Here is a 21834-nt window from a genome sequence, read left to right as displayed (position 1 = left end):
CATGAATCACTGGATCGTCCCTTTGGTTGAAGGGATCTCATCTGGGGCTGCTTGATTGATCGCTACTGCTTCACCTAAGGCACGCCCAAAGCCTTTAAAACAAGCTTCCACAATGTGGTGGCTGTTTTTCCCAGCGATTTGATGGAAATGGATCGTAGCACCTAATTCACGGGCAAAAGCAATGAAAAATTCTTCAACCAATTCCGTATCAAACTGCTGCCCGATTTTTTCGCTCGGTATCGCCAACTCTACGACTGCCATGCCACGACCGCTGATATCGATCGCTGTCATGACTAAGGCTTCGTCCATCGGCAGCAGCATACTGCCATAGCGTTTGATGCCTCGTCGCTCCCCAAGACTTTCTGAAAACGCTCGGCCAATGGCGATGGCAACGTCTTCTGTTGTGTGATGGGCATCTACTTCTGTATCACCATCACAGACCAACGTCAAATCAAAGCGACCGTGGCGGACAAATAATTCCAGCATGTGGTCTAAAAACCTCACACCAGTCTTGATTGATTGCTGACCAGTACCATCGATCGTCAACTGCAGGTGGATCTTGGTTTCAGTCGTATTGCGGGTAACTTCTGCTTTTCTCATTCCTTCACCTCTTCTATGATCGTTGTTAACACCGTCATCAATCGTTCCATCTGATCCTTCGTTCCTACCGTGATCCGTAAATACTCTTTGATGCGGGGCTGATTAAACCAGCGGACGAAGATTTTCTGCTCTTTCAGTGCCTGATACAACTCTTCACCAGCAATCGCAGGGTGCCTTGCAAACAAAAAATTTCCTTGGCTGTCGGTCTGCTCAAAGCCGAGCTTCGCTAGGGCTTGCTTGCTCCACTCACGCACGTGGATCGTTGCTTGGATCTTCTCATCGACATACGCTTGTTCCTGCAAAACGGCTGCACCTGCGGCTTGGGTCAAACTATTGACATTGTAAGGATTCAAGCTAAATTTCAACCGATTCAAGTCTTGGATCAGTCTTTCATTGGCAACCGCAAAGCCCAGACGTGCCCCTGCCAGCTGCCGAGATTTCGAAAACGTTCCGACAACCAAGAGATTTGGGTATTGATCGATCAAAGAAACCATTGAAGTGCCGCCAAAATCGATATAGGCCTCGTCGACAATCACTAAGCGATCGGGATGCCGTTTTAGAAAGGCACAAATTTCGCTTTGTTCTTGATAAATCCCAGTCGGCGCATTGGGATTGGCAAAAATAACGGTCCCTTTGAGCGAATCGTAGTCCGTTAACGCAATCGAGAAATCTTCTTGCAGCGGAACAACGGTGGCAGCGACTTGGTACAAGGCACTATACACTTGATAAAACCCATAGGTCACATCGGGAAAGGCGATGCCGTTTTCCGTGAAGCCTTGAAAGAGATAGGACAAGACTTCGTCACTGCCATTACCGAGAAACAGCTGGGCTGGTGTAACGCCAAGATAAGCAGCCAGAGGGGTTGTCACCACTTCAGCAGCAATATCCGAGTAACGATTCAGCTTGTGGGCGGCATCGGCAACCGCTGCTTGAACACTTGGTGCTGGCGGATAAGGACTTTCATTGGTGTTCAGTTTAATAACGGCTTGCTCGTCTACTTGTTCCCCTGGTGTATAAGGAGTCAGCTTGTGATACTTTTGATGTAAAAAGGTCATTTTTCTCCCTCTCTTCGTACATTGATCGAACGGGCATGGCCGATCAAGTCTTCGGTTTCTGCGAACAATGCTACGGCTGGACCAGCCGCCTTCATGGCTGCTTCTGGGTAATACAAGTAGCTGCTTTTCTTAATAAAATCATCCACTGATAACGGTGAGTAAAAACGGGCGGTCCCTTCTGTTGGTAGGGTATGATTTGGTCCAGCAAAATAATCTCCCAGCACTTCTGGTGTATGATGTCCTAAAAAGACACTGCCCGCATTTTCTACTTGTCCCAACAAAGCAAAAGGATCTGCCACTGCTAATTCAAGATGTTCTGGGGCGATTTGATTGGCAATGGTAAGTGCTTCGGTCAAATCTTTGACTAGGATCAGCTTTCCGCTAGATTCAAGCGCCGCAGCAGCAATGTCTTTGCGGGGCAGTTGCTTCAGCTGCAAGTCAAGCTCTACTTGGACTTGTTCAATCAAGGTTGCTTCTGTTGTGACTAAGATGGCTTGCGCTAAGATATCATGCTCGGCTTGTGCCAAAAGATCTGCTGCCAGCCAACGAGGATTTGCGCTGGCATCGGCGATGATCAGCACATCGCTGGGCCCTGCGATCATATCGATATCAACTTCGCCGTACACCATTTTTTTCGCTGTGGCGACATAAATATTTCCTGGTCCCACGATTTTGTCGACTTTGGGAATCGTTTCTGTCCCATAAGCCAATGCCGCTACGCCATGGGCACCACCGACTTTGTAGATTTCATCCACTCCAGCAACGGAAGCTGCCGCTAAGATAGCAGCTGGAACTTTTCCTTGGCTGTCCGTCGGTGTGATCATAACGATTTTTTTGACCCCGGCGATTTTTGCGGGCAGGACATCCATCAAAACCGTACTAGGATAAGCTGCTGTGCCGCCAGGAACGTAGACCCCGACTTTTGCTAGTGGCAAGACCCGCTGTCCCATCACAACGCCATTTTCCTTCGTCAAGACAAAGCCTTGCTGGACTTGCTTTTGATGAAATGTCAAAATGTTTTCTTTCGCCTGTTCCATCACCTCAAGCAGCTCAGGGGAGACGGCTTGGACAGCCGTTTCAACCTCCTCAAGACTGACGGTTAAGGAAGACAAGGTCACTTGATCGATTTCTTCAATTAATTGAAACAACGCCTGATCTCCTTGCTGCTGAACACGGGCAATGATTTGGGCGACAACGGTTGAAACATCCTTCGTTTCCGACTGTTTCCTTGCCACAATCGTTTCGATCGTATCTTTTTGGGTCGAAAAAATTCTCATAATTGCTCCCTCACCTTCTCAATCACTGTTTGAATGCGTTCTTGCTTGAAACGCCACGTGGCGTGGTTGATCACTAAACGCGCTGAAGACGGCGCGATGTCTTGGATCACTTCTAGATCATTTTCTTTTAGTGTCGTCCCCGTTTCGACGATGTCAACGATCACATCGGAGAGACCTAACAAAGGAGCCAATTCAATCGATCCATGCAGTTGGATCAATTCCACCGAGCGACCTAACCCTTGATAAAACTGGCGGGTGATCTGCGGATATTTTGTGGAGACCCGCAGCGGGCGGGAGAAATCGTCCTCGAAATCCGTACGCGCTGCTACTGCCAAACGGCAGACCCCCATATGCAAATCAAGAAATTCGATGACTTCTGCCTTGCTTTCCATTAAAATATCTTTGCCTACGACACCGATATCCGCCACTCCGTGCTCCACATAGATCGCCACATCGCTCGGCTTGACTAAGAAAAAGCGCAGCTTGTTTTCTTCATCACAAAAAATTAGTTGGCGATTGTCTTTGAAGACACCTTGCGCAGCGACTCCAGCTTTCGTGAATAAATCGTATACGGCATCCCCCATGCGGCCTTTAGGTAGCGCAATGTTCAAATAGCCTGAACTTTCGTTGTCAGTCGGCACCTTTTGCCCTACATGGTTGAGCTTCATACCAAACCCGATCGCCCCTTGCTCTTTGCCTTGCCGACTCATCAAGCGATCATAACGGCCGCCATATAAAATCGTCTCTCTTGCTTCTTCGATGAATCCTTGAAACAGCAAGCCACTGTAATAATCGGCATCATTTAAAATTGAAAAATCCAGCCTTATCCGAATGGAGGCTGACAGTTGTTCTTTTTGCAATGCTTGGTACAGTTGTTTTAGTTCTGCTAAACCAGCTTGTGCTTGGGGATACTCTGCCAGCAGCTCTTTGGCCTTTTGATACTTGGTTTCAAAATCACCTGACAAACGTACCAGTTTCGCCAATTTTTCAGCTTCTGTTGCTGACAAGCCAGCTTTTTCAGTCAGTGCATCCATGCCATGAGAACTCTTGTCCCGCAGGCAGTGCAGTACCTTTTGTCGATCCGCTTCGGGGAAGCGTTGGCAGATGCCATCCAAAATCCCCATATGAGACAGATCCAAGGTCCCTTTTCCCACCTGAGCCAAACTTTCCCAAGCCAGTTTTACAACCTCCAGTTGATCTTCCCATGTGATTTGGTCAATGAGCTCCAAACCGATTTGATCGATCTTTTGGTATTCCCCTGCTTGACGATCCTGTCGATAGACATCCTCCACATAATACACTCTGCGCGCTTCTCCAGAAGGTGTATTTTTGGCAATCGACAAGGTGACATCAGGTTTTAGCGCCATCGTCCTGCCATCCGTGCCTGTAAACGTGATGATGGAAGAACCACGCAAGAACTGATCATTTTGCTGATAGTTGCGATACTCTTCAAAATTGTTCGAGTGATAAGGTGAAAAATGATGCTGCGTATACAATTTTCTTAATTTCAGTTCGACTTGTTCGGCTGGTTTCAATACATTCCATAACTCTTCCACACTTATCACTCCTATTTCATGCCACTGATTCGGCTTTCTCACTGTTAAAGGCTCGCTTTATCATCGATTCACCATCAGTTTTTCTAATAATACTAATGGTTTTGCCATAAATAAGCAATGGTATTTTTCGAAATATTCTGGAATTTTTAGTCGATTTCAAGAGTACATAGCGATGTCGTTTCTTTGTTGACGATTATTCCATCGAATCTGGAAGTCAGTTTTCCTTTCTTAATGAAGTAACTTAGTACTTGTGCATCCGCCATCACTTAGTTGCTCAACCATAAAAAAGTCCGAAATATACGACCATCTTGTTTCAGAAACTCGTTATCGATTACTCTATCTTTTGTACCGTACAAAGAATTGGCGCAAATGAAGCGATGATATGAAAATCACCCAAAACGTTCATTGTTGTACTTATCGCTTATATTACGGCACAAAAAGCACACAGCAGAAGAATCAGAGAAAACAGCTAAATAGTACATCCTCTATAGCTTAATAAGGAGAGAAAAGTAAATGAACAAACTTATAGGAAAACAAATCTCATGGAGCAACGCTTTACTAGGAACAGTCCTCGCAGGTATCGGTTTGGTCGGTCTTTTGTATGCCCCTGCCATCGTCAGCATCTTCTCATTATCGATTGCCAGCTATTGGGCATTACGGCTAGTTTACGGTAAAGAAGCAGTCAAGCAGCTCTTCGGAAAACCCATCGCACCAGTGAAGACGATCAGCAAGTATTTTCTTTTAAACATCCTGATCAGCTTTCTCGTTTCTCTTGTTTTGCAATACGGACTAAAGTGGGATCTTCACGGAAATCCAGTGAACGAAGGCTTTCAATGGTTGACTCTGCTAGTTATTCCAATCATGTTACTTGGAGAAGAACTCTTTTCCATCTTCTTTTTAGCGATCTTTTCTAGTAAATGTACCTTGCCAGTTGCCAGCATCCTTTCCGCGATCATCTTTGGCTTGGTTCATTACAGCACTTATGACAACGGCAATGTTTTCCATACCTTGGTCCATATTCTTTTCATTCAAGGGGTGGCGCGCTTGCTATTTAACCAAGCTGCCATCAAGAGCAACTCGATCCTGACTAGTTGGGGCACACATGTCTTGTTCGACCTGTTTGCTATTTTAGTGGCTTATCTGACTGCTTGAGAAAAACGAAAAAGACTGATTCAATTGAAATCAGTCTTTTTTGATATAACAACTAGTTACCTGAGTATCCCTCCCTGAAAGGAAGCATTGATCGCTTTTGTGCCTTTCACGAGGTTGGGTGTTTGTTCTATTCGCTGTGTTTCATAAGAAAATGTCCTTACTTTTTAAAGGGATCCTCTTTTACTTTCTCACAAATTTCTGCTTCACTGTACACCTTCATCAGCCGCTTGACTTCGCCTTCGATATTAAAACGCAGGGCTTCTGTCGCTTTCAGGTTTTTCAATGCTTGTTCAAGATAACAAAGAAAAGTTGTTTCCTTCATTTTAACTCAGCCTCCTTGTCAATCGTTGGTTTTACAGGTCACTTTAACAACGTCGCTCAACTCCTGATCAATCCCTCTAGAAAGCAAAAGGATTGTGCAGACGTTTGCTTCTTATTGGTTACACCAGACCGTGCTTTTGGAGCGCTTGCGCAATCCCGCCGTCTTCTGGTCGAGCCGTCACCTCGTCAGCTACTGCCAATAGCTGTTCACAGGCATTGCCCATCGCAATTCCTGTCGCAACGGCTTCAAACATTTCGACATCATTATGGCCGTCACCAAACGCCAAGGCATCTTTGTTATCGATCCCTAGATGGTTCAAGAGAAAATCGATGGCTGTTTTCTTGTGGATATTCTTGATGCCGATCTCGCCACTGTCTTTGCCAAAAACCGGAACTGTACTGCGAATCATTTGGAATTGTTCGTGGTATTGGTCATGAACCTGTTCATAAGGAATGGAATGATTGATGAAGGAAACTTTGTTCACGTCATCGTAATCGATTTTCGCTTCGTCCTCGATCAATAAATCAAGGAACCACTGAATAGTTTGAACACGTTGTTTTCCTGCTTCACTTTCAACAGGCTCACCTGCTAAGACGATCTCAATCAACCGATTTCGTAAATTGGTACTTGCAAATAATCCTTGATTCGATTCCAAGTAATACTCGATTTGGTTTGCTTTTAAGAAATCGATCAGTCTTAATAAGGCTTCCTTTTCAAAAACTTTGTGCAAAATCACCTCATCGTGCACCTCGCAATAACCGCCGCCGGCACCAATCATTCCACTTAAAGGCAGTGCCAGTACATCTTCTGTGATTTCGGCTTTTGAACGACCCGTACACAAGAAAAATTCATGCCCCTTCTTATGTGCCGCTGTGATCGCTTGGCGAGCACTTTCAGGTACGTTTCCCGCATCATCGCACAATGTTCCATCTACATCTAAAAAGACAATTTTCTTCGTCATTTCATTCCCTCTTTCCTAACCCAATCAATAAAGCGCTCACATGAACATATTTGCTGAATCCAAGATGTCACCGTCAGCCGCTTGCTATTAGTATAACAAATCACAAGATAACCTCGCTAGACTATTTTACTGACTCATACATAAACACGATCTCGTTTTTTCTCGATGCCCTTTATCTTTGATGATCGTCAAATGGCTTTCATTTGATCACTTTTAAGGTGACTTATCCTTTGCGTAGCTTACTCTTCACTTAAATAAATCAACCCCCATTTAGGTAGTTGGTTAGTTGCATGACCCGTAAGCTCGCGATAATAGTACCGTTTGTCATGCTTGATCATACTGATAATTTCCTCTTCCTTCATCCCCAGCTCTTGACATAGGTCAGTTTTGGTATTGGTCACAAGTTCCAGTAGAATTTGGATCTGTGCGTCCACAGCCAGAAGCGCTCGAAAGGTATCAAATAAGTTCTTTGTTCGATCATAGTAAATGTCTTCGAAGTCAACACAAAGTTCCTGATAATAAGTAAAAAGTTTCGGATAGGCTGTCAGTACCCCAGCGCTTAACAATACTTCCTTTGAATAAGACAGATAATCCTTCGGGTCATTTATTTTTTCTGATAACACAGAATCACTCCTTTCCATCCATGGCTTTTCTTCAATGATAGCATTGATCCCTCATTTGATCGTAATGATTTCCATCCTCGTTAGTTGCCCTTACATCCCTTCACATAAAACAAAGGCTTTATCTTCTAATATTTCAAATCACATGAAATCCTTGGGTGGCATCCCTTTCTGCGCTCACCTCCAATGCATGATCTAAGGAAATCAGTTACTCTCATTATAGTTTTTTCTTGCCCAAGCTTATAATTCCTTTTTGCTCTAGCAGAGGAATAAGAGAGAAAAATCCAGCGTACCCGCATTGCTTTATCTAAGAAGAAAGATCAAAAGGAATTTATTTGCAGTGATTTTCCGATGATTACACGATCAAACAAAAGAACGAATGGAAATGAATGCTTTTAACCAATGCTGTGGCGCCTTCATTCTCACGACAACACAAAAAACCAATGATCGCTGGTTTCGATCATTGGTCAAAGTTCTCAATTTACATTTTGTAAAAGGACAATCTGTCCTTTCTTTTTCGATCATGCCAAGATATAAGCGAGGCTAAAACGTCCTCTTACACTGTGAGCACAAAAAAAGATCATGCATATAGAAAATCTAAAATCTCACGTGGCGCGTCTACCAAAGCATCTGGGTTTTCTTCAGAAAGCTTTTTCGGATCGTGGCTGCCCCACGTAACGGCGATCGTTTTGACACCCGCGGCTTTTCCCATTTGGATATCAAAAATAGCATCTCCTACCATGATCGTCTTTGTCGGGTCAAATTGATAGTGTGCCACGACTTTATTGATTCCTTCGGGATGAGGTTTGTAGTGGGTCACCGCATCAGAGCCGATGATTTCTTCAAAGAACACCACAAGGTCCTGAGCAGCTAGGTTTCGTTTGACAACCGCTGTCTTCTTACTTGAAACGACGAAACAAGGTACCTTTCGTTTGTTTAAGATTTCTAAGACATGGGGAATTTCTGGAAATACTTTCAAGGTACTTTCTTCATAGGTTTGGTAATAGGCTCGGAAAATCCGAATCAATTCCGTTGCGGTTTCTTGATCTAATGGCTGTTCAGACATTTTAAAAAATGATTCTTCGATCGGTATCCCCATATAATGTTCAATGACTACTTCACTGGGTACTTTGAGTCCCATCTCTTTAAAAGCTGCTTTTGTCGCCTTCACACTACATTCTTTTGAATCCAATAAAGTTCCATCTAAATCAAATAGCACACATTCAACCTGCTTCACGATATTTCCTCCTCCAAAAGGTATTCCATCAATTTTCTACAAATGCTTTTTTCATTTACGCAATATTTCTTTCCATTACTGATTATCTCTATTTTATCACTAAAAAAAAGCATTATCATATTTTTCCATAACCTTCTTCATTTATTGCTAATATACTTATATAAAAAACGACTCGCTTTGAAAACAGAGTCGTTTCTACAAGATAGGCAAATTTACCTGAAGACCTATTTGTCAGACATAAAAAGTTAAACCCATTTTTAGCTTTTTTATTGCAAGATATATCCTTTGCCCCAAGCTGTACGGACGCGTTTTTCAGTATAGTCGTATTCATCTAATTTCTCATTGATTCGTTTCGCCAAAATCGATAGCTGCGATTTTCGGGAATTCGTGCCGCCGTTGCCCCAAATTTTCCAGCAAAGGTCCTCTCGGTTGATAAATTGCTCTTCTGCTAGATTATTGAAAAAGATCTGTTCTTGCAGACTAAGAAATTTAGGGAACGATTCCTTCGTTACTGATGCCTTTTCTAACTTGCGAGTATTTGGTGGCAAAGCCGCCAAAAATTCTCTCAACTCGACAAATGACCGATTAAGATAGGTCGCATTTTCCGCTTTTTCCAGTATCATTTCTTGTTCGTCATTCCCTGGCAAGATTCGAACGATCCGCTGTTGATAATAAGGAGCCAATGTCTGATTGAGCAATAAAAATTCTGGATCAGCAATTGTTTCACTGACAAATAAACAGTCAAATAACTTGGCACTTTCTATCAACCATTCCTCCTCTTCGGTACTTCTGCCCACGAACACTTCATGGCTCAAAATCTGCAGCTCCCGCTGCAAATCAATCTCATATGATATATTTTTCGTCAATATGATAATTCTCATGATAAACCCTACTTTCCTTTCTTATTTATTCAGAAATGAGTTGGAAATGATTTCTGAATACTTTATGTTGACATTATTACTTATTTTTATCAGCTTGAGGTGTCATTTTTTGTTCATAAATGGTGATCTGGTGTCATGTTAAAAAAAATAGATTAACTTTCATTTCATGGTTCATACTCTTCGATAGCTAATAAAAAAGCAACCTGTTAGCCAGATTGCCTTCTTTTTCATTTTATATTTTCATCACTGCTCCCACTTCAAATCCAACAGCTCCAGCATTTCATGGTAGGCGGTTTCGATCCGCTGGCGTTTTTCTTCAGGGACATTTTTGGCATATTGCCCATCTGGCAGATAATCTTCGGCAAGGTAGACTTGAAAATCAAAGGCCTGCAAGACGCCGTATTCTGGATCATAATAGGTACGTTCAGGGATCGGTTCTTTGGAGACCCAAGTCGGATGCAAGACAATCTTGCTTAAATAGGTCCGTTGCCCTTCTTTGGAGATTTCAACTTCTGGGATGACGCCTCGTTCGGTCCAATAGTTGTTATTGACGGTTTCATAACGTTGATTCGACAGTAAGTTCCCCATTGAATAAATGATAAATTTCTTTTCACCGTCCTTTTCGATGATTTCGGTTGGTTCTGCTACATGCGGATGGCCGCCGAAGATAATATCAGCACCAAAATCGATCATCTTCCGATAAACAGTTTGTTGTTCTTCCGTTGGTTCTAAAGAATACTCGACACCAGACTGAGGCATCACGATGGTGATATCCGCCAAGCTTTCCGCTTCTTTGATCTCTGCTTCCACTTTATCTAACGACAAGTCTTTCAAATAGGTGTCATACTCTGCTTGAGTTAAGCTTTCTTCAAGGCCATTGAAGCCATAGGCATAGGCCAAGAGAGCAACTTTAATCCCGTTGACTTCTTTGACCAGGATTCCGCTATTGTCGACCGTGACACCAATCGTTGCCAAGCCTTGGTCGTGAAAAGCAGCCGCCGTTGTTTTGATTCCTTCGATCCCTGTATCTAAAATATGGTTATGGGCAAGATCAATCACATCAAAGCCCGCGTCTTTGATACTGGCAACAGCATCGATAGGGGCGTTGAATAAGGGAAAACCGCCAAGCGGTTTATTAGGATTGATGGTTCCTTCAAAATCACCTAAAGCAAGGTCCGCCGATGCAATCAGCGGTTTGACTTGCTCAAAATCATTGTCAAAATCATAACGCTTCCCATCGTAAGCGCTTAAATAAACAGGTGTATGATAAAGCATATCGCCACTAGCTGTCACTGTGATGGTTTTTACTGCTGGCTTTGTTTCGGTAGAACTACTCGTTTCTTGTATTGACTTTGTTGCCTTTGTCGTTTCTGCTGTATGACGCTGTTCGGGGATGCTTGTCACTTGAATCACTAGATAAATCACTCCAAGTATGATTGCCAGCAACGCTGTACTTAACCCCACAATGATCCGCTGGTGTTTCTGACGCTCCCGTCTTCGTTGTTGTCTCATGCCCTCACCCTTTCACTCTGCTTTATCAAAAACCTATCTTCGTTTACGTTCTAACGAGATTCCCTGCTCCCTTTCCTGCGAAACCCACTAAATAATATCTTTTCATTAAATAATTATACTATATTTGAGATTCCTTTAATAGGTCGTTTTGTAAAGAATAAAAAAACAGCCCGATCGTGATCGAACTGTTTTATTCGCTTCTGAGTTGTTTTATTCGTTTCTTTTATTCTTTTCTATAGTAGCTCTGATCTCAGAAATTTTGCCATCCTGAAGCTATTTTCTACTTTGCTTCCTCATGCTTCACAGGACAACTGCTATGACAATCAGAACAATGATCCTTTTTCACCATGCGGTACACCACACGGGTGCCATAGCCAAAAATCAGGCCGCTTAGAATTATTGTAGCAATCATTTTCCGCCTCCTACGACTTGGATCAAGGGTGCACTCCCTCGGAATGGTTTCTTCAACAGAGCAAATACCAATAGCCCAGCAATGAGGATTGCCGCGAAAACACCCAGCGTGAGGTGTCCGCCTTCAAAGATGACGTGCCCGAATTGGTAGACCAACAAACTGGCGCAGTACGCCAAGCCACATTGATAGCCGATGGCTAACCATGTCCACTTGCTGTCCCCCATTTCACGGTGGATCGCACCGATAGCTGCAAAACAAGGGGCACATAGTAAATTAAAGACGAGAAAAGAGTATGCGGCCACAGCAGTGTAATCGCCGCGCAACACTTGCCAAATCTCCGTCCCGCTTTCTGACAACTCCCCGGTTTGTCCGTAGAGGATCCCAAAGGTACCGATCACATTTTCTTTGGCTACCAAGCCAGTGATCGTCGCCACGGCGCCTCGCCAGGTTCCCCAGCCTAGGGGAGCGAAAAGCGGCGCCAAAAATCGTCCGAAAAAGGCCAAAATGCTTTGGTCTTCTGTGACCCGCTGCAAGGCAAAGCTGTAGCTGGAGGTAAACCAGACAAAGATACAAGCCACAAAAATTATCGTACCGGCTTTTTTCACAAAAGCAATGGCTCGATCACAGGCACTTTTCAAAATCGTTGTGAGCTGCGGCAAATGATACGCTGGCAGTTCCATAATAAATGGTGCCAGATCACCTGCAAATAAAGGCGTTTTTTTCAAGACGATCCCTGAAAAAATCACAGCACCCATGCCGACAAAATAGGCCGATGGTGCGACCCAACTATACTGAGGGAAAAAGGCTCCTGAAATCAATGCGATGATCGGCAATTTAGCAGAACAAGGCATGAAGGTCGTGACCATCACCGTCAACCGACGATCCTTTTCATTTTCAATCGTTCGGCTTGCCATCACCCCCGGCACCCCGCAACCGGTAGCGATCAACATGGGGATAAACGACTTGCCAGATAGACCAAACTTGCGAAACAGGCGGTCCATGACAAATGCCACCCGTGCCATGTATCCGCAGTCCTCCAAGATAGCCAAACAAAAAAACAGCACGAAGATCTGTGGCAAAAAGCCTAAGACCGCACCGACACCTGCCACGATGCCGTCTAAAATCAGTTCTTGCAGCCACTGGGCGACTTGCAGCTGTTCTAGCCAGTGCACTGCTGTTTCGGGAATCCAGCTGCCAAATAATACATCATTGACCCAATCAGTACCAATCGTACCAATCGTCTGAATCGATAAATAGTAGATTCCCCACATAATGAAGGAAAAAATCGGTAGTGCCAATACGCGATGGGTCAACACGCGATCGATTTTGTCGCTGAAGGCTAAGTGCTGATCTGTTTCCTTGATGACTGCCAGGGCCAACAATTCTTCAATGAAGCCATAGCGCTCATTGACGAGAATGGCGTCACTGCTGTCTTTAAAGATCAGCTCTAAAATCGAAATCGTCTCCTGAAGGACTGCCTGCTGGGAATCAGTCAGTTTACACATCGTCTGAATCGCTTCATCTTTTTCGAAGAGTTTTATGGCAAACCAGCGTTTTTGCTGCTGAGGGATCGTCTCTGGCAAAATCGCCATGATCTCGGTCAAGCCAGCTTCTAGACGAGCATCGTAGCGGGGAGGAAACGGTTGTGTATTGGCTACATGCTTCGCTGCCTCGATCATTTTGGTTAAGCCGCGTTGCTTCAAAGCACTGATCCCTACTACGGGAATCCCTAGACCGTAAGCTAGCTTTTCGAAATTGATCTGCAAGCCTTTTTTCTTTAATAAGTCGATCATGTTGATGGCTGCCACAGTCGGGACATTCATTTCTAATAATTGCAATGTTAGATACAGGTTGCGCTCCAGGTTGGTTCCATCGATAATATTGATCACCGCGTCCAATGATGCTTCCATCAAATAATTGCGAGAAATCAGTTCTTCTGGTGTGTACGGCGACAAGGAATAGATCCCTGGTAGATCTTGGATCAAGACTTGTCGGTCTTTTCGCAGTCGTCCCGCTTTTCGTTCCACGGTAACGCCTGGCCAATTCCCCACTGTTTGTTTGGCACCGGTCAATTGATTGAAGGTACTCGTTTTCCCGCTATTGGGATTTCCTGCTAATGCAAAGTGATAGGTCATTACGCTTCGACTCCTTTTTCGACAAAAACCAACGCTGCTTCTTGCTTTCTCAAAGACAATTCATAGCCGCGGAGCCGAATCTCCATCGGATCACCCAAAGGAGCCAGCTTCACCACTTCCAAATGGACGTTTTTCGTAAGCCCCATATCCATCAATCGACGGCGCACCGCACCTTTGGCGGCGATCTGATTGACCTTCCCGCTTTCACCGACTTGCAGCTGATCCAAAGAGGTAATGATGGTTTGCTGCTGGGTTTCTGTGACATCGATTTGTTCCATGACCCGTTCATCTAAAGCGATCCGCGTCCCTTGGTGTAAAATGATGCCGCCTTTGCGATCTTTTTGTACCACAACGATTTCAACGCCCGTGCGAATACCAAGATCATTTAAATGAGCCGTGATTTCTTTGGTGGTTGCCAACGAGTCGATTTTGTATGTTCCAGAAGCCCGAGTTTGCGCCATTTTCATTGCTTCTTACTCCTTTTGTGAAGTGTTGTTATAATTAACCCACTTTAATTGAGAATGATTATCATTATAATAGAGCCATTTCCATAAGAAGTCAATCTGTTTTGGGTCTCACTTTGAATCTTCCTTCACAATACGGATTTTTTTTACTCATTTTGATTGCATATCCCCTGTATTAATTACGCAAAAACCTTGTAATTCTAAGTATTTTCCGCTTTTTCCCTTGCATAAAAAACACAGAAACACTATAAATTGTGTATGCCGAATTCACAAGCACAAGATATAGTGTTTTTTCGTTGACTTTCTCCGAGACTTATTTATACTAGGTTTATAACTATTACAACTCGGAGGAAACAATTATGAATATCAAACTATTTTCGAAAAACAACTGCATGCAATGTAAAATGGCGAAACGCTTTTTAAGTGAAAATCAGATTGCATTTGAAGAAATCAATATTGATAATGAGCCTGAAGCATTAGAATTTTTGAAAGAACAAGGATTCCAAAGTGTGCCAGTCATTACCTCTGATGCGCAAACGATCATCGGTTTCCGTCCAGATCAACTACGTCAATTAGCGAGCTAAGATTTTTCTCAATGTGATGCTTTTGAGGGATTTGTCAGTCGTCCAGACCGCAAGTCCTTTTTTATACGAACAAAACAAGAAAAGAGGTTAGCCATTTATGAGCTTGAAAGAAATCAAAGATGTCAGTTATTTCAAATTGAATAATGAGATCAACCGTCCAGTAGATGGTCAAATTCCATTAAATAAAGACAAAGAAGCCTTAGCGGCATTCTTTAAAGAAAACGTTGAACCAAATACCTTAACCTTTGCGACTGCAATGGACAAAATCAATTATTTGATTGAAAATGATTATTTAGAAGAAGAATTTATCAAAAAGTATCGCCCTGCCTTTATTGAGCAATTGTATCAATTCTTAGATGAGCAACACTTTACTTTCAAATCATTTATGGCTGCTTACAAGTTTTATTCACAATACGCATTAAAAACGAATGATGGTACCGCGTATCTAGAACGTTACGAAGATCGGGTCGCTTTCAACGCCCTTTACTTTGCGGATGGCAATGAAGAGTTAGCAATGAGCTTGGCAGATGAAATGATCTACCAACGTTACCAACCAGCAACCCCTTCTTTCTTGAATGCAGGACGCAAACGTCGCGGTGAGTTGGTTTCTTGTTTCTTGATCCAAATCACTGATGACATGAACGCGATCGGTCGTGGGATCAACTCCGCGCTGCAACTTTCACGAATCGGTGGCGGTGTCGGGATCACGTTATCAAACTTGCGGGAAGCCGGCGCGCCTATCAAAGGCTACGAAGGGGCAGCAAGTGGTGTGATGCCTGTAATGAAATTGTTTGAAGATAGCTTCAGCTACTCAAACCAATTGGGTCAACGGCAAGGGGCTGGCGTGGTCTACTTGAACGTCTTCCACCCAGACATCATCAGCTTTTTATCAGCGAAAAAAGAAAATGCGGATGAAAAAATCCGTGTCAAAACCTTATCATTAGGCGTGATCGTACCTGACAAATTCTACGAATTGACGCGCAAAAATGAAGAGATGTATCTCTTTAGTCCCTACAGTGTCGAAAAAGAATATGGCGTACCCTTCTCTTATGTCGATATCACCAAGGAATACGACAACTTAGTCATGAACCCACGGATTCGCAAAATCAAAATCAGAGCCCGTGATCTAGAAAACGAAATTTCTAAATTGCAGCAAGAATCTGGTTATCCTTATATCATCAATATCGATACAGCAAACCGCAGCAACCCAATTGATGGCAAGATCATCATGAGTAATCTTTGTTCCGAGATCCTTCAAGTCCAAGCACCATCTGAGATCAACGGCAAACAAGAATACGAACTTTTAGGAACAGATATCAGCTGTAACTTAGGCTCCACCAATATCGTGAACTTGATGGACAGCCCTGACTTTGGGAAATCTGTTCGAGCAATGACTCGTGCCTTGACCTTTGTTACTGATGCGTCTGACATTGACGTAGTACCATCGATCCAAAATGGGAATGCCTTGAACCACACGATCGGTTTAGGCGCAATGGGCTTGCATACCTATTTTGCAAAAAATCAAATGGAATACGGTTCACCAGAATCCCTTGAATTTACTGATCTTTATTTCATGTTGTTGAACTATTGGACATTGGTTGAAAGCAATGCCATCGCCAAAGAAAAAGGCGAAGTTTTCCATAACTTTGAAAAATCAGCGTATGCAGACGGCAGCTACTTCACCGATTATATCCAAGGTGACTACCAACCAAAATCGGAAAAAGTCAAAGCATTGTTTGAAGGCGTCTTTTTGCCAACTGGTGAAGATTGGGCAGCCTTGGCACAAACCGTCAAAGAAACCGGTTTGTATCACCAAAACCGCCTAGCCGTTGCACCAAATGGTTCGATCTCTTATATCAATGATACGAGTGCCAGCATCCACCCAATCACTCGGATGATCGAAGAACGCCAAGAAAAGAAAATCGGCAAGATCTACTATCCAGCACCTTACTTGAGCAATGAGACGATCGGCTACTACAAATCAGCCTACGATATGGATATGCGCAAAGTGATCGATGTTTACGCAACTGCTCAAAAACACGTCGATCAAGGTATGAGTATGACCTTGTTTATGCGTTCAGATATTCCAGAAGGTCTTTACGAATGGAAAGAAACGACAAAACAAACCACCCGTGATTTGAACATTTTGCGTCACTACGCTTTCCACAAAGGCATCAAATCGATCTACTATGTACGGACCTTTACAGATGATGCAGAAGAGATCGGCAGCAACCAATGTGAAAGCTGCGTCATCTAATCCAACTTTTGCCTGAAAACGAACCAACCGCCTGCCCCTGCTCTTTCTTGACAGCGGGTCGGCTGTTGTCTTGATACGATTATTGGAGGAACCGACTATGGGTAAGACTTACTATGAAGCAATCAACTGGAATGAGATCGAAGATATCATCGATAAATCCACTTGGGAAAAATTAACAGAACAATTCTGGTTAGATACGCGGATCCCTTTATCAAATGACCTTGATGACTGGCGGACGCTATCACCATTAGAAAAAACAACGGTGGGCTACGTCTTTGGCGGCTTGACTTTATTAGATACCGTTCAATCAGAAAGCGGTATGGATCAACTGCGTAAAGATGTCCGCACCCCACACGAAGAAGCGGTCTTGAACAACATCCAATTTATGGAATCTGTCCATGCAAAAAGCTATTCATCGATTTTCAGCACCCTGAATACAAAAGCGGAGATCGCTGATATTTTTGAATGGACCAACACCAATCCATATTTGCAAAAGAAAGCCGAACGAATCAATGAGATCTACAAAAATGGCACACCGCTAGAGAAAAAAATCGCCAGTGTATTTTTAGAGACCTTCTTATTCTATTCAGGTTTCTATACACCCCTTTACTACTTAGGCAATAACAAACTAGCGAACGTAGCGGAGATCATCAAATTGATCATTCGTGACGAATCCGTTCACGGCACGTATATCGGCTACAAATTCCAATTAGGTTTCAACGAATTACCAGAAGACGAACAGCAAAAGCTGAAAGACTGGATGTACGACTTGTTGTATGAGTTGTATGAAAATGAAGAGCGTTATACCGAAGAATTATACGATGAGATCGGCTGGACCGAAGAAGTCAAAACCTTCTTGCGTTACAATGCCAATAAGGCTTTGATGAATCTAGGTCAAGACCCGCTTTTCCCAGATACCGCCAACGATGTCAATCCAATCGTCATGAACGGTATTTCAACTGGTACCAGCAACCACGACTTCTTCTCACAAGTTGGGAACGGGTATCTGCTTGGTTCCGTGGAAGCGATGAAAGACGATGACTACTTCATCGGACTTGATTGATTTGCTGACAAAAAAACACCTTGTTTCTCACCCTCAATTGGCGAGAAACAAGGTGTTTTTTAGTGAGCCAGCTGGTCTTTGATAAAGGTCAACGTTTCTGTCAAACAGGCCTGTGCTTGTGGCAAGCTATAATCAAATTGGTATTCGTGGGTCACCGTTTCCGAATCCCCTTTGTAAAAGCGACTCGTCACGGGAATATCAAGAGCTTGCAGCTGGTTGGCAAAGGCAATGCCTTGGTCTTCAAAGGAATAGGCATTGCCATCCGTGATATACGTTGGTGGAAAATCAGCCGTCAATTTATCCACCAGTGAGATCTCCTGCAGTTGGGGACTATCTTGCCATTCTTTTTTTCCTAATAATGACCAAGCCACCGTTTTGACAAAGAATTTCATAAAGCGATCATCTGAAGAAGTCCCAGCGATCTGCTTCAAATCAAGCGGTCCGCAATAGGAAATAAACCCTTTCAGGGCCGATGCAGGAATGTCTTGATCAAAGGACATTTCCTTCGCATACGCTGGATTGGTTTGCAGCGCCACATATTGCCCAGCGATTTGGGCTCCTGCAGAATCCCCGCCGAAGAAGAGTTGATCGAAATCCAGCATGGGGTATGCTTGGGCATCTGCTTTGATCGAGTCTACCGCTTGGGCTAATTGTTTGACCTGTCCAGGATAATGCAGACTTGGTGCCCATTCATAATTAATCGAAATCACAGCGGCTTTGGTTTCATCGACGACATAGGTCGCAAACTCTTTGACCCCTTCTTTGTCTCCGCCGACATAGCCGCCCCCATGGACCCAAAAAATGACTGGAACAGGGCCTTGTGCCTCTTTGGGATAATATAGATCAAAGGTACTACGTTGATAATCCGATTGATACGTCAAGTCCTGTTTGACCGTCACATTCGGCAAACTTTTTTGATAAGCTGCCTCATCCTTGATGGTCACTTCTCGGTTAAACAGATGACCGATCAAAAAAGCCCCCGGTCGTGGGGAGAGTTGAAAAGCCAGAAAAACGGCAGCTAAGAGTCCGATCAGGACCATCGCCACCCACATGAAAAAGCGCAGAATTTTTTTCAAGTAAAAGCTCCTTCCTTCGTTCTGTTTCAGCTTTTTCATTTAACCATGTTTTTTTAGCAAACTCAATGACAATTGCTAAAGATTAAAAAAGGATGATACCAATAGGCATCATCCTTAAAATAACATCGTTTATAATGGCAACATCATAAACAAACCAGCTGCGATCGCTGCCCCGATCATTGGACCGATGATTGGTACTAACGCATAACCCCAATCGGAAGTCCCTTTGTTTTTGATTGGCAAGATTTGGTGAGCGATCCGTGGTCCTAAGTCCCGTGCCGGGTTGATGGCATAGCCTGTTGGTCCACCAAGCGACAGCCCGATCGCTAAGATCAAGATCCCAACGACGATGGGATTTAATCCATCCGTAAAGGTATTGGCACCAAAAGCCAATAAGCCAAAGACTAAGACAAAGGTACCAATCACTTCAGTGATGGTATTCGATACTAAATTACGAACCGCAGGCCCTGTTGCAAAGGTACCTAAAATCGCGCCTTGGTCTTTTGTTTCATCCCATAATGGCAAGTAGTTGAGCCAAACGAGGATCGCCCCTACGATCGCACCAGCAATTTGTGCCAGCATAAACGGTACAGCCAAGCTCCAAGAAAAATTCCCCGTCATGGCCATGCCTAATGTAACGGCTGGATTCAAGTGAGCAGGTCCCATGTACCCTGAAACGTAAACGGCAATCGTTACCGCTGTCGCCCAGCCCATTGCGATCACGATCCAGCCAGAGGCTTCTGCTTTACTCTTTTTCAGATTGACAGCCGCACACACACCATCCCCTAACAAAACCAAAATAGCCGTTCCTAGAAATTCACTAAAGATCTGGGTTGTTTCATTCATCTTTTTTTCCTCCTTTTAAGGCTGTTAAATCTGATTCTGCGATCACTTGGTTCAATTCGGCTACACGGGCTGCTTTTTCTTCCTCGCTCCAGCCAAAGAAGTCGGTCATAGCTGCAACGACACCGGCTTTGACTTCATCTAAGGTGTCTCGCATAAATAGGATATGGTTGGTCCGACGCAATAGATAATCGACAGGCGTCAGAACCATTTCTTCATGCAAGGAATAGTTCAAGGCCGTACTTTCTTTTTCATCTAAGCCCTCAAACTTCGTCTTGTAGTTCAACACTTGGGGAAGATTCGACCCATAAAGATGAGCCAAATACGTCGCAGCTGCTTCATCGAATCCAGCGGCTTGCGCTTGGTCAGCCAGCTTCGCTAATTCTTCCTCTACATTGGCTGCATCAAGCTCACCACCAGAAACTGGGTACGTGGTTGAATCCACCAACTCGAAGGATGCACCGCTTTCTTGGAGCAATTCATCGATCCGTTTAACTGCTCCTTCCGCCATCAAGCGATAATCGGTGATTTTCCCCCCTGCCAACGTCAATAGTCCGTCTTTTGAGCGTTCCAAACTGCTGCCGCGAGAAACTTGCGATGGATCCACTTTGCTGGCTTCTACTCGTTCTTGTGCTTGTTTTACAGCTTTTTCTACGACTGGTCGCTGCCGCTCATCTTCAAGATACTCTTTGACGCTTTCAACGATCTGCTCAAAGCTTTCATCCGATAGTTTGCCTTTACCGCCGCCATTGTAATCAGACCCGCCATTATTCACAATCAACGGACGCAATCCTGCCCAGCTCGCTTCGATATCATCAAGGGTGATCTGAGCGTGAGGGAAGCGTTCATTCACGATGGTCAGTAGATAATCAACATCTTCTTGCGTGACCGTTGGATGGGCGAAATCGCCTGTATAATCCGTATCGGTTGTGCCAAAATAGGTCTTATTTTCTCTTGGTACCACGAAAACCATCCGACCATCATTTTTCCCAGTATCAAAATAGGTTGGTTGCGGCACTTTTAGTTTTTCCCGATCGACCACTAAATGGACACCTTTCGTCGGACGCATTTGTGGCGGCAGCTCATCATTCTTGTCTAATTGACGAACGATGTCTGACCAAGGGCCTGTCGTGTTGATCACGACTTTGGCGTGAACCTCAAAGCGCTCGTTTGTCAGTTGATCCTCCACTTCTACCCCATTGATGATGCCTTGCTCATCATGTAAGATGCCGACGACTTTGGCTTTACTGATCATTGCTGCCCCATCGGCTTGTGCTCGTTTGATGTTTTCGATCACCAAGCGGGCATCGTTGTTGCGAAAATCAAGATAGACACCGCCACCGACTAAGTTTTCCGCCTGCAGCTGAGGTTCGCGTTCTAAGACCTCTTCTTTCGTCAGCAGATAATTTTCGTATTTACTGCCTGTCACATTCGCTAAGCGATCATAAAGATCCATCGCCACTTTGACAGAAAACAAGGAGAAGGTTGCCCCTGGTTCATCATAGATTGGCAAAAGCATTGGATCTGGTTTCGGGATATGCGGAGCAATTTGCTGCACGATCGCCCGCTCCCGCACGGTGTCAGCGACCACTTCCACGTCAAAGGTTTTCAAATAGCGAATACCACCATGAACGAGTTTGGTGGACCGCGAAGACGTTCCTTCGGCAAAATCCTGCATTTCCAAAAGTACCGTCTTCATCCCAGCGGCTGCGGTTTGAACAGCAACCCCCGCGCCAGTGATCCCACCACCGATGATCAATACATCGTAGGTGGTCTTTGCCGCTTCTTGAATGGTTTGCTTCCGATCTTTATGTGAAAAGGTCATGG

Annotated in this window: 20 protein-coding genes; 4 read left to right on the top strand and 16 right to left on the bottom strand. The window is 44.1% G+C overall.

From position 1 onward, the window contains the following. Positions 1–6 precede the first annotated feature (6 nt). The 4 genes from hisB to hisG are packed head-to-tail and all read right to left on the bottom strand — an operon-like array spanning position 7 to position 4488. A complete protein-coding gene (gene hisB, locus A5883_RS17635) occupies positions 7–600 on the bottom strand; it encodes an imidazoleglycerol-phosphate dehydratase HisB (RefSeq protein WP_086339200.1) in 594 nt (197 codons plus the stop codon). Beyond that, positions 597–1655, bottom strand: a complete 1059-nt coding sequence (gene hisC, locus A5883_RS17630; protein ID WP_086339199.1) for a histidinol-phosphate transaminase — start codon at positions 1653–1655, stop codon at positions 597–599. The genes hisB and hisC overlap by 4 nt, the downstream gene beginning before the upstream one ends. Next, on the bottom strand, positions 1652–2932 hold the full coding sequence (gene hisD, locus A5883_RS17625; protein WP_086339198.1) for a histidinol dehydrogenase: 1281 nt from the start codon (positions 2930–2932) through the stop codon (positions 1652–1654). The genes hisC and hisD overlap by 4 nt, the downstream gene beginning before the upstream one ends. Further along, positions 2929–4488: an ATP phosphoribosyltransferase gene (gene hisG, locus A5883_RS17620; RefSeq protein ID WP_086339197.1), complete on the bottom strand. Its 1560-nt coding sequence runs from the start codon at positions 4486–4488 to the stop codon at positions 2929–2931. The genes hisD and hisG overlap by 4 nt, the downstream gene beginning before the upstream one ends. 513 nt (positions 4489–5001) lie before the next feature. Between hisG and A5883_RS17615 the strand changes: the two genes are divergently transcribed. Next, entirely contained in the window at positions 5002–5640 is a 639-nt protein-coding gene (locus tag A5883_RS17615) for a CPBP family glutamic-type intramembrane protease (RefSeq protein WP_086339196.1), read from the top strand. A gap of 157 nt (positions 5641–5797) precedes the next feature. On the opposite strand, the gene A5883_RS19295 is transcribed toward A5883_RS17615, so the two are convergent. The 9 genes from A5883_RS19295 to A5883_RS17575 form a co-directional block, all read right to left on the bottom strand. Continuing rightward, the gene (locus tag A5883_RS19295) at positions 5798–5962 is read right to left on the bottom strand and encodes a hypothetical protein (protein WP_016610470.1); all 165 of its coding nucleotides are present in this window, start codon (positions 5960–5962) and stop codon (positions 5798–5800) included. 118 nt (positions 5963–6080) lie between these two features. Next, positions 6081–6923 carry a Cof-type HAD-IIB family hydrolase gene (locus A5883_RS17610; RefSeq protein ID WP_086339195.1) on the bottom strand — a complete coding sequence of 281 codons (843 nt, stop codon included), beginning with the start codon at positions 6921–6923 and terminating at the stop codon, positions 6081–6083. A gap of 239 nt (positions 6924–7162) precedes the next feature. Next, positions 7163–7546: a DUF7006 family protein gene (locus A5883_RS17605; protein ID WP_010747547.1), complete on the bottom strand. Its 384-nt coding sequence runs from the start codon at positions 7544–7546 to the stop codon at positions 7163–7165. A 577-nt stretch (positions 7547–8123) separates the two neighbouring features. Next, positions 8124–8780: an HAD family hydrolase gene (locus A5883_RS17600; RefSeq protein ID WP_086339194.1), complete on the bottom strand. Its 657-nt coding sequence runs from the start codon at positions 8778–8780 to the stop codon at positions 8124–8126. 266 nt (positions 8781–9046) lie between these two features. Further along, positions 9047–9661, bottom strand: a complete 615-nt coding sequence (locus tag A5883_RS17595; protein ID WP_005225192.1) for a hypothetical protein — start codon at positions 9659–9661, stop codon at positions 9047–9049. A 243-nt stretch (positions 9662–9904) separates the two neighbouring features. After that, the gene (locus A5883_RS17590) at positions 9905–11173 is read right to left on the bottom strand and encodes a CapA family protein (protein ID WP_086339193.1); all 1269 of its coding nucleotides are present in this window, start codon (positions 11171–11173) and stop codon (positions 9905–9907) included. 280 nt (positions 11174–11453) lie between these two features. Continuing rightward, positions 11454–11585: a hypothetical protein gene (locus A5883_RS17585; protein ID WP_010747544.1), complete on the bottom strand. Its 132-nt coding sequence runs from the start codon at positions 11583–11585 to the stop codon at positions 11454–11456. Continuing rightward, positions 11582–13720 carry a ferrous iron transport protein B gene (gene feoB / locus A5883_RS17580; protein WP_086339192.1) on the bottom strand — a complete coding sequence of 713 codons (2139 nt, stop codon included), beginning with the start codon at positions 13718–13720 and terminating at the stop codon, positions 11582–11584. Before feoB ends, A5883_RS17585 begins: the two co-directional genes overlap by 4 nt. Further along, positions 13720–14187, bottom strand: coding sequence for a FeoA family protein (locus A5883_RS17575; protein ID WP_060793026.1), 468 nt, complete (start codon positions 14185–14187; stop codon positions 13720–13722). Before A5883_RS17575 ends, feoB begins: the two co-directional genes overlap by 1 nt. 356 nt (positions 14188–14543) lie before the next feature. Between A5883_RS17575 and nrdH the strand changes: the two genes are divergently transcribed. The 3 genes from nrdH to nrdF all read left to right on the top strand — a co-directional run bounded on the left by nrdH (position 14544) and on the right by nrdF (position 18088). After that, positions 14544–14768 carry a glutaredoxin-like protein NrdH gene (gene nrdH, locus A5883_RS17570; protein ID WP_005225182.1) on the top strand — a complete coding sequence of 75 codons (225 nt, stop codon included), beginning with the start codon at positions 14544–14546 and terminating at the stop codon, positions 14766–14768. 97 nt (positions 14769–14865) lie between these two features. Beyond that, positions 14866–17025 carry a class 1b ribonucleoside-diphosphate reductase subunit alpha gene (nrdE, locus tag A5883_RS17565; protein ID WP_086339191.1) on the top strand — a complete coding sequence of 720 codons (2160 nt, stop codon included), beginning with the start codon at positions 14866–14868 and terminating at the stop codon, positions 17023–17025. A gap of 97 nt (positions 17026–17122) precedes the next feature. Further along, positions 17123–18088 carry a class 1b ribonucleoside-diphosphate reductase subunit beta gene (gene nrdF, locus A5883_RS17560; protein WP_005225180.1) on the top strand — a complete coding sequence of 322 codons (966 nt, stop codon included), beginning with the start codon at positions 17123–17125 and terminating at the stop codon, positions 18086–18088. A 59-nt stretch (positions 18089–18147) separates the two neighbouring features. On the opposite strand, the gene A5883_RS17555 is transcribed toward nrdF, so the two are convergent. From A5883_RS17555 to glpO, 3 genes are all read right to left on the bottom strand, one after another. Beyond that, complete coding sequence (locus A5883_RS17555) at positions 18148–19203, bottom strand: alpha/beta hydrolase (RefSeq protein WP_086339190.1); 1056 nt, start codon at positions 19201–19203, stop codon at positions 18148–18150. Between the two features lie 90 nt (positions 19204–19293). Continuing rightward, positions 19294–20010 carry an MIP/aquaporin family protein gene (locus tag A5883_RS17550; RefSeq protein ID WP_005225178.1) on the bottom strand — a complete coding sequence of 239 codons (717 nt, stop codon included), beginning with the start codon at positions 20008–20010 and terminating at the stop codon, positions 19294–19296. Next, positions 20003–21832, bottom strand: coding sequence for a type 1 glycerol-3-phosphate oxidase (glpO, locus tag A5883_RS17545; protein ID WP_086339189.1), 1830 nt, complete (start codon positions 21830–21832; stop codon positions 20003–20005). The genes A5883_RS17550 and glpO overlap by 8 nt, the downstream gene beginning before the upstream one ends. Between the last annotated feature and the right edge of the window lie 2 nt (positions 21833–21834).

The organism is Enterococcus sp. 5B3_DIV0040 (assembly GCF_002140755.1).
Classification (GTDB): domain Bacteria; phylum Bacillota; class Bacilli; order Lactobacillales; family Enterococcaceae; genus Enterococcus_D; species Enterococcus_D casseliflavus.
The sequence above is the reverse complement of the archived record's forward strand: the minus strand, read 5'-3'. Positions and strand labels throughout refer to the sequence as shown.

What these genes read in the sequence shown, in the direction of transcription:
- hisB (WP_086339200.1), bottom strand. Translation starts at nt 600, where the DNA reads ATGAGAAAAGCAGAAGTTACCCGCAATACGACTGAAACCAAGATCCAC.
- hisC (WP_086339199.1), bottom strand. Translation starts at nt 1,655, where the DNA reads ATGACCTTTTTACATCAAAAGTATCACAAGCTGACTCCTTATACACCA.
- hisD (WP_086339198.1), bottom strand. Translation starts at nt 2,932, where the DNA reads ATGAGAATTTTTTCGACCCAAAAAGATACGATCGAAACGATTGTGGCA.
- A5883_RS17615 (WP_086339196.1), top strand. Translation starts at nt 5,002, where the DNA reads ATGAACAAACTTATAGGAAAACAAATCTCATGGAGCAACGCTTTACTA.
- A5883_RS19295 (WP_016610470.1), bottom strand. Translation starts at nt 5,962, where the DNA reads ATGAAGGAAACAACTTTTCTTTGTTATCTTGAACAAGCATTGAAAAAC.
- A5883_RS17610 (WP_086339195.1), bottom strand. Translation starts at nt 6,923, where the DNA reads ATGACGAAGAAAATTGTCTTTTTAGATGTAGATGGAACATTGTGCGAT.
- A5883_RS17595 (WP_005225192.1), bottom strand. Translation starts at nt 9,661, where the DNA reads ATGAGAATTATCATATTGACGAAAAATATATCATATGAGATTGATTTG.
- A5883_RS17590 (WP_086339193.1), bottom strand. Translation starts at nt 11,173, where the DNA reads ATGAGACAACAACGAAGACGGGAGCGTCAGAAACACCAGCGGATCATT.
- A5883_RS17585 (WP_010747544.1), bottom strand. Translation starts at nt 11,585, where the DNA reads ATGATTGCTACAATAATTCTAAGCGGCCTGATTTTTGGCTATGGCACC.
- feoB (WP_086339192.1), bottom strand. Translation starts at nt 13,720, where the DNA reads ATGACCTATCACTTTGCATTAGCAGGAAATCCCAATAGCGGGAAAACG.
- A5883_RS17575 (WP_060793026.1), bottom strand. Translation starts at nt 14,187, where the DNA reads ATGAAAATGGCGCAAACTCGGGCTTCTGGAACATACAAAATCGACTCG.
- nrdH (WP_005225182.1), top strand. Translation starts at nt 14,544, where the DNA reads ATGAATATCAAACTATTTTCGAAAAACAACTGCATGCAATGTAAAATG.
- nrdE (WP_086339191.1), top strand. Translation starts at nt 14,866, where the DNA reads ATGAGCTTGAAAGAAATCAAAGATGTCAGTTATTTCAAATTGAATAAT.
- nrdF (WP_005225180.1), top strand. Translation starts at nt 17,123, where the DNA reads ATGGGTAAGACTTACTATGAAGCAATCAACTGGAATGAGATCGAAGAT.
- A5883_RS17555 (WP_086339190.1), bottom strand. Translation starts at nt 19,203, where the DNA reads ATGAAAAAGCTGAAACAGAACGAAGGAAGGAGCTTTTACTTGAAAAAA.
- A5883_RS17550 (WP_005225178.1), bottom strand. Translation starts at nt 20,010, where the DNA reads ATGAATGAAACAACCCAGATCTTTAGTGAATTTCTAGGAACGGCTATT.
- glpO (WP_086339189.1), bottom strand. Translation starts at nt 21,832, where the DNA reads ATGACCTTTTCACATAAAGATCGGAAGCAAACCATTCAAGAAGCGGCA.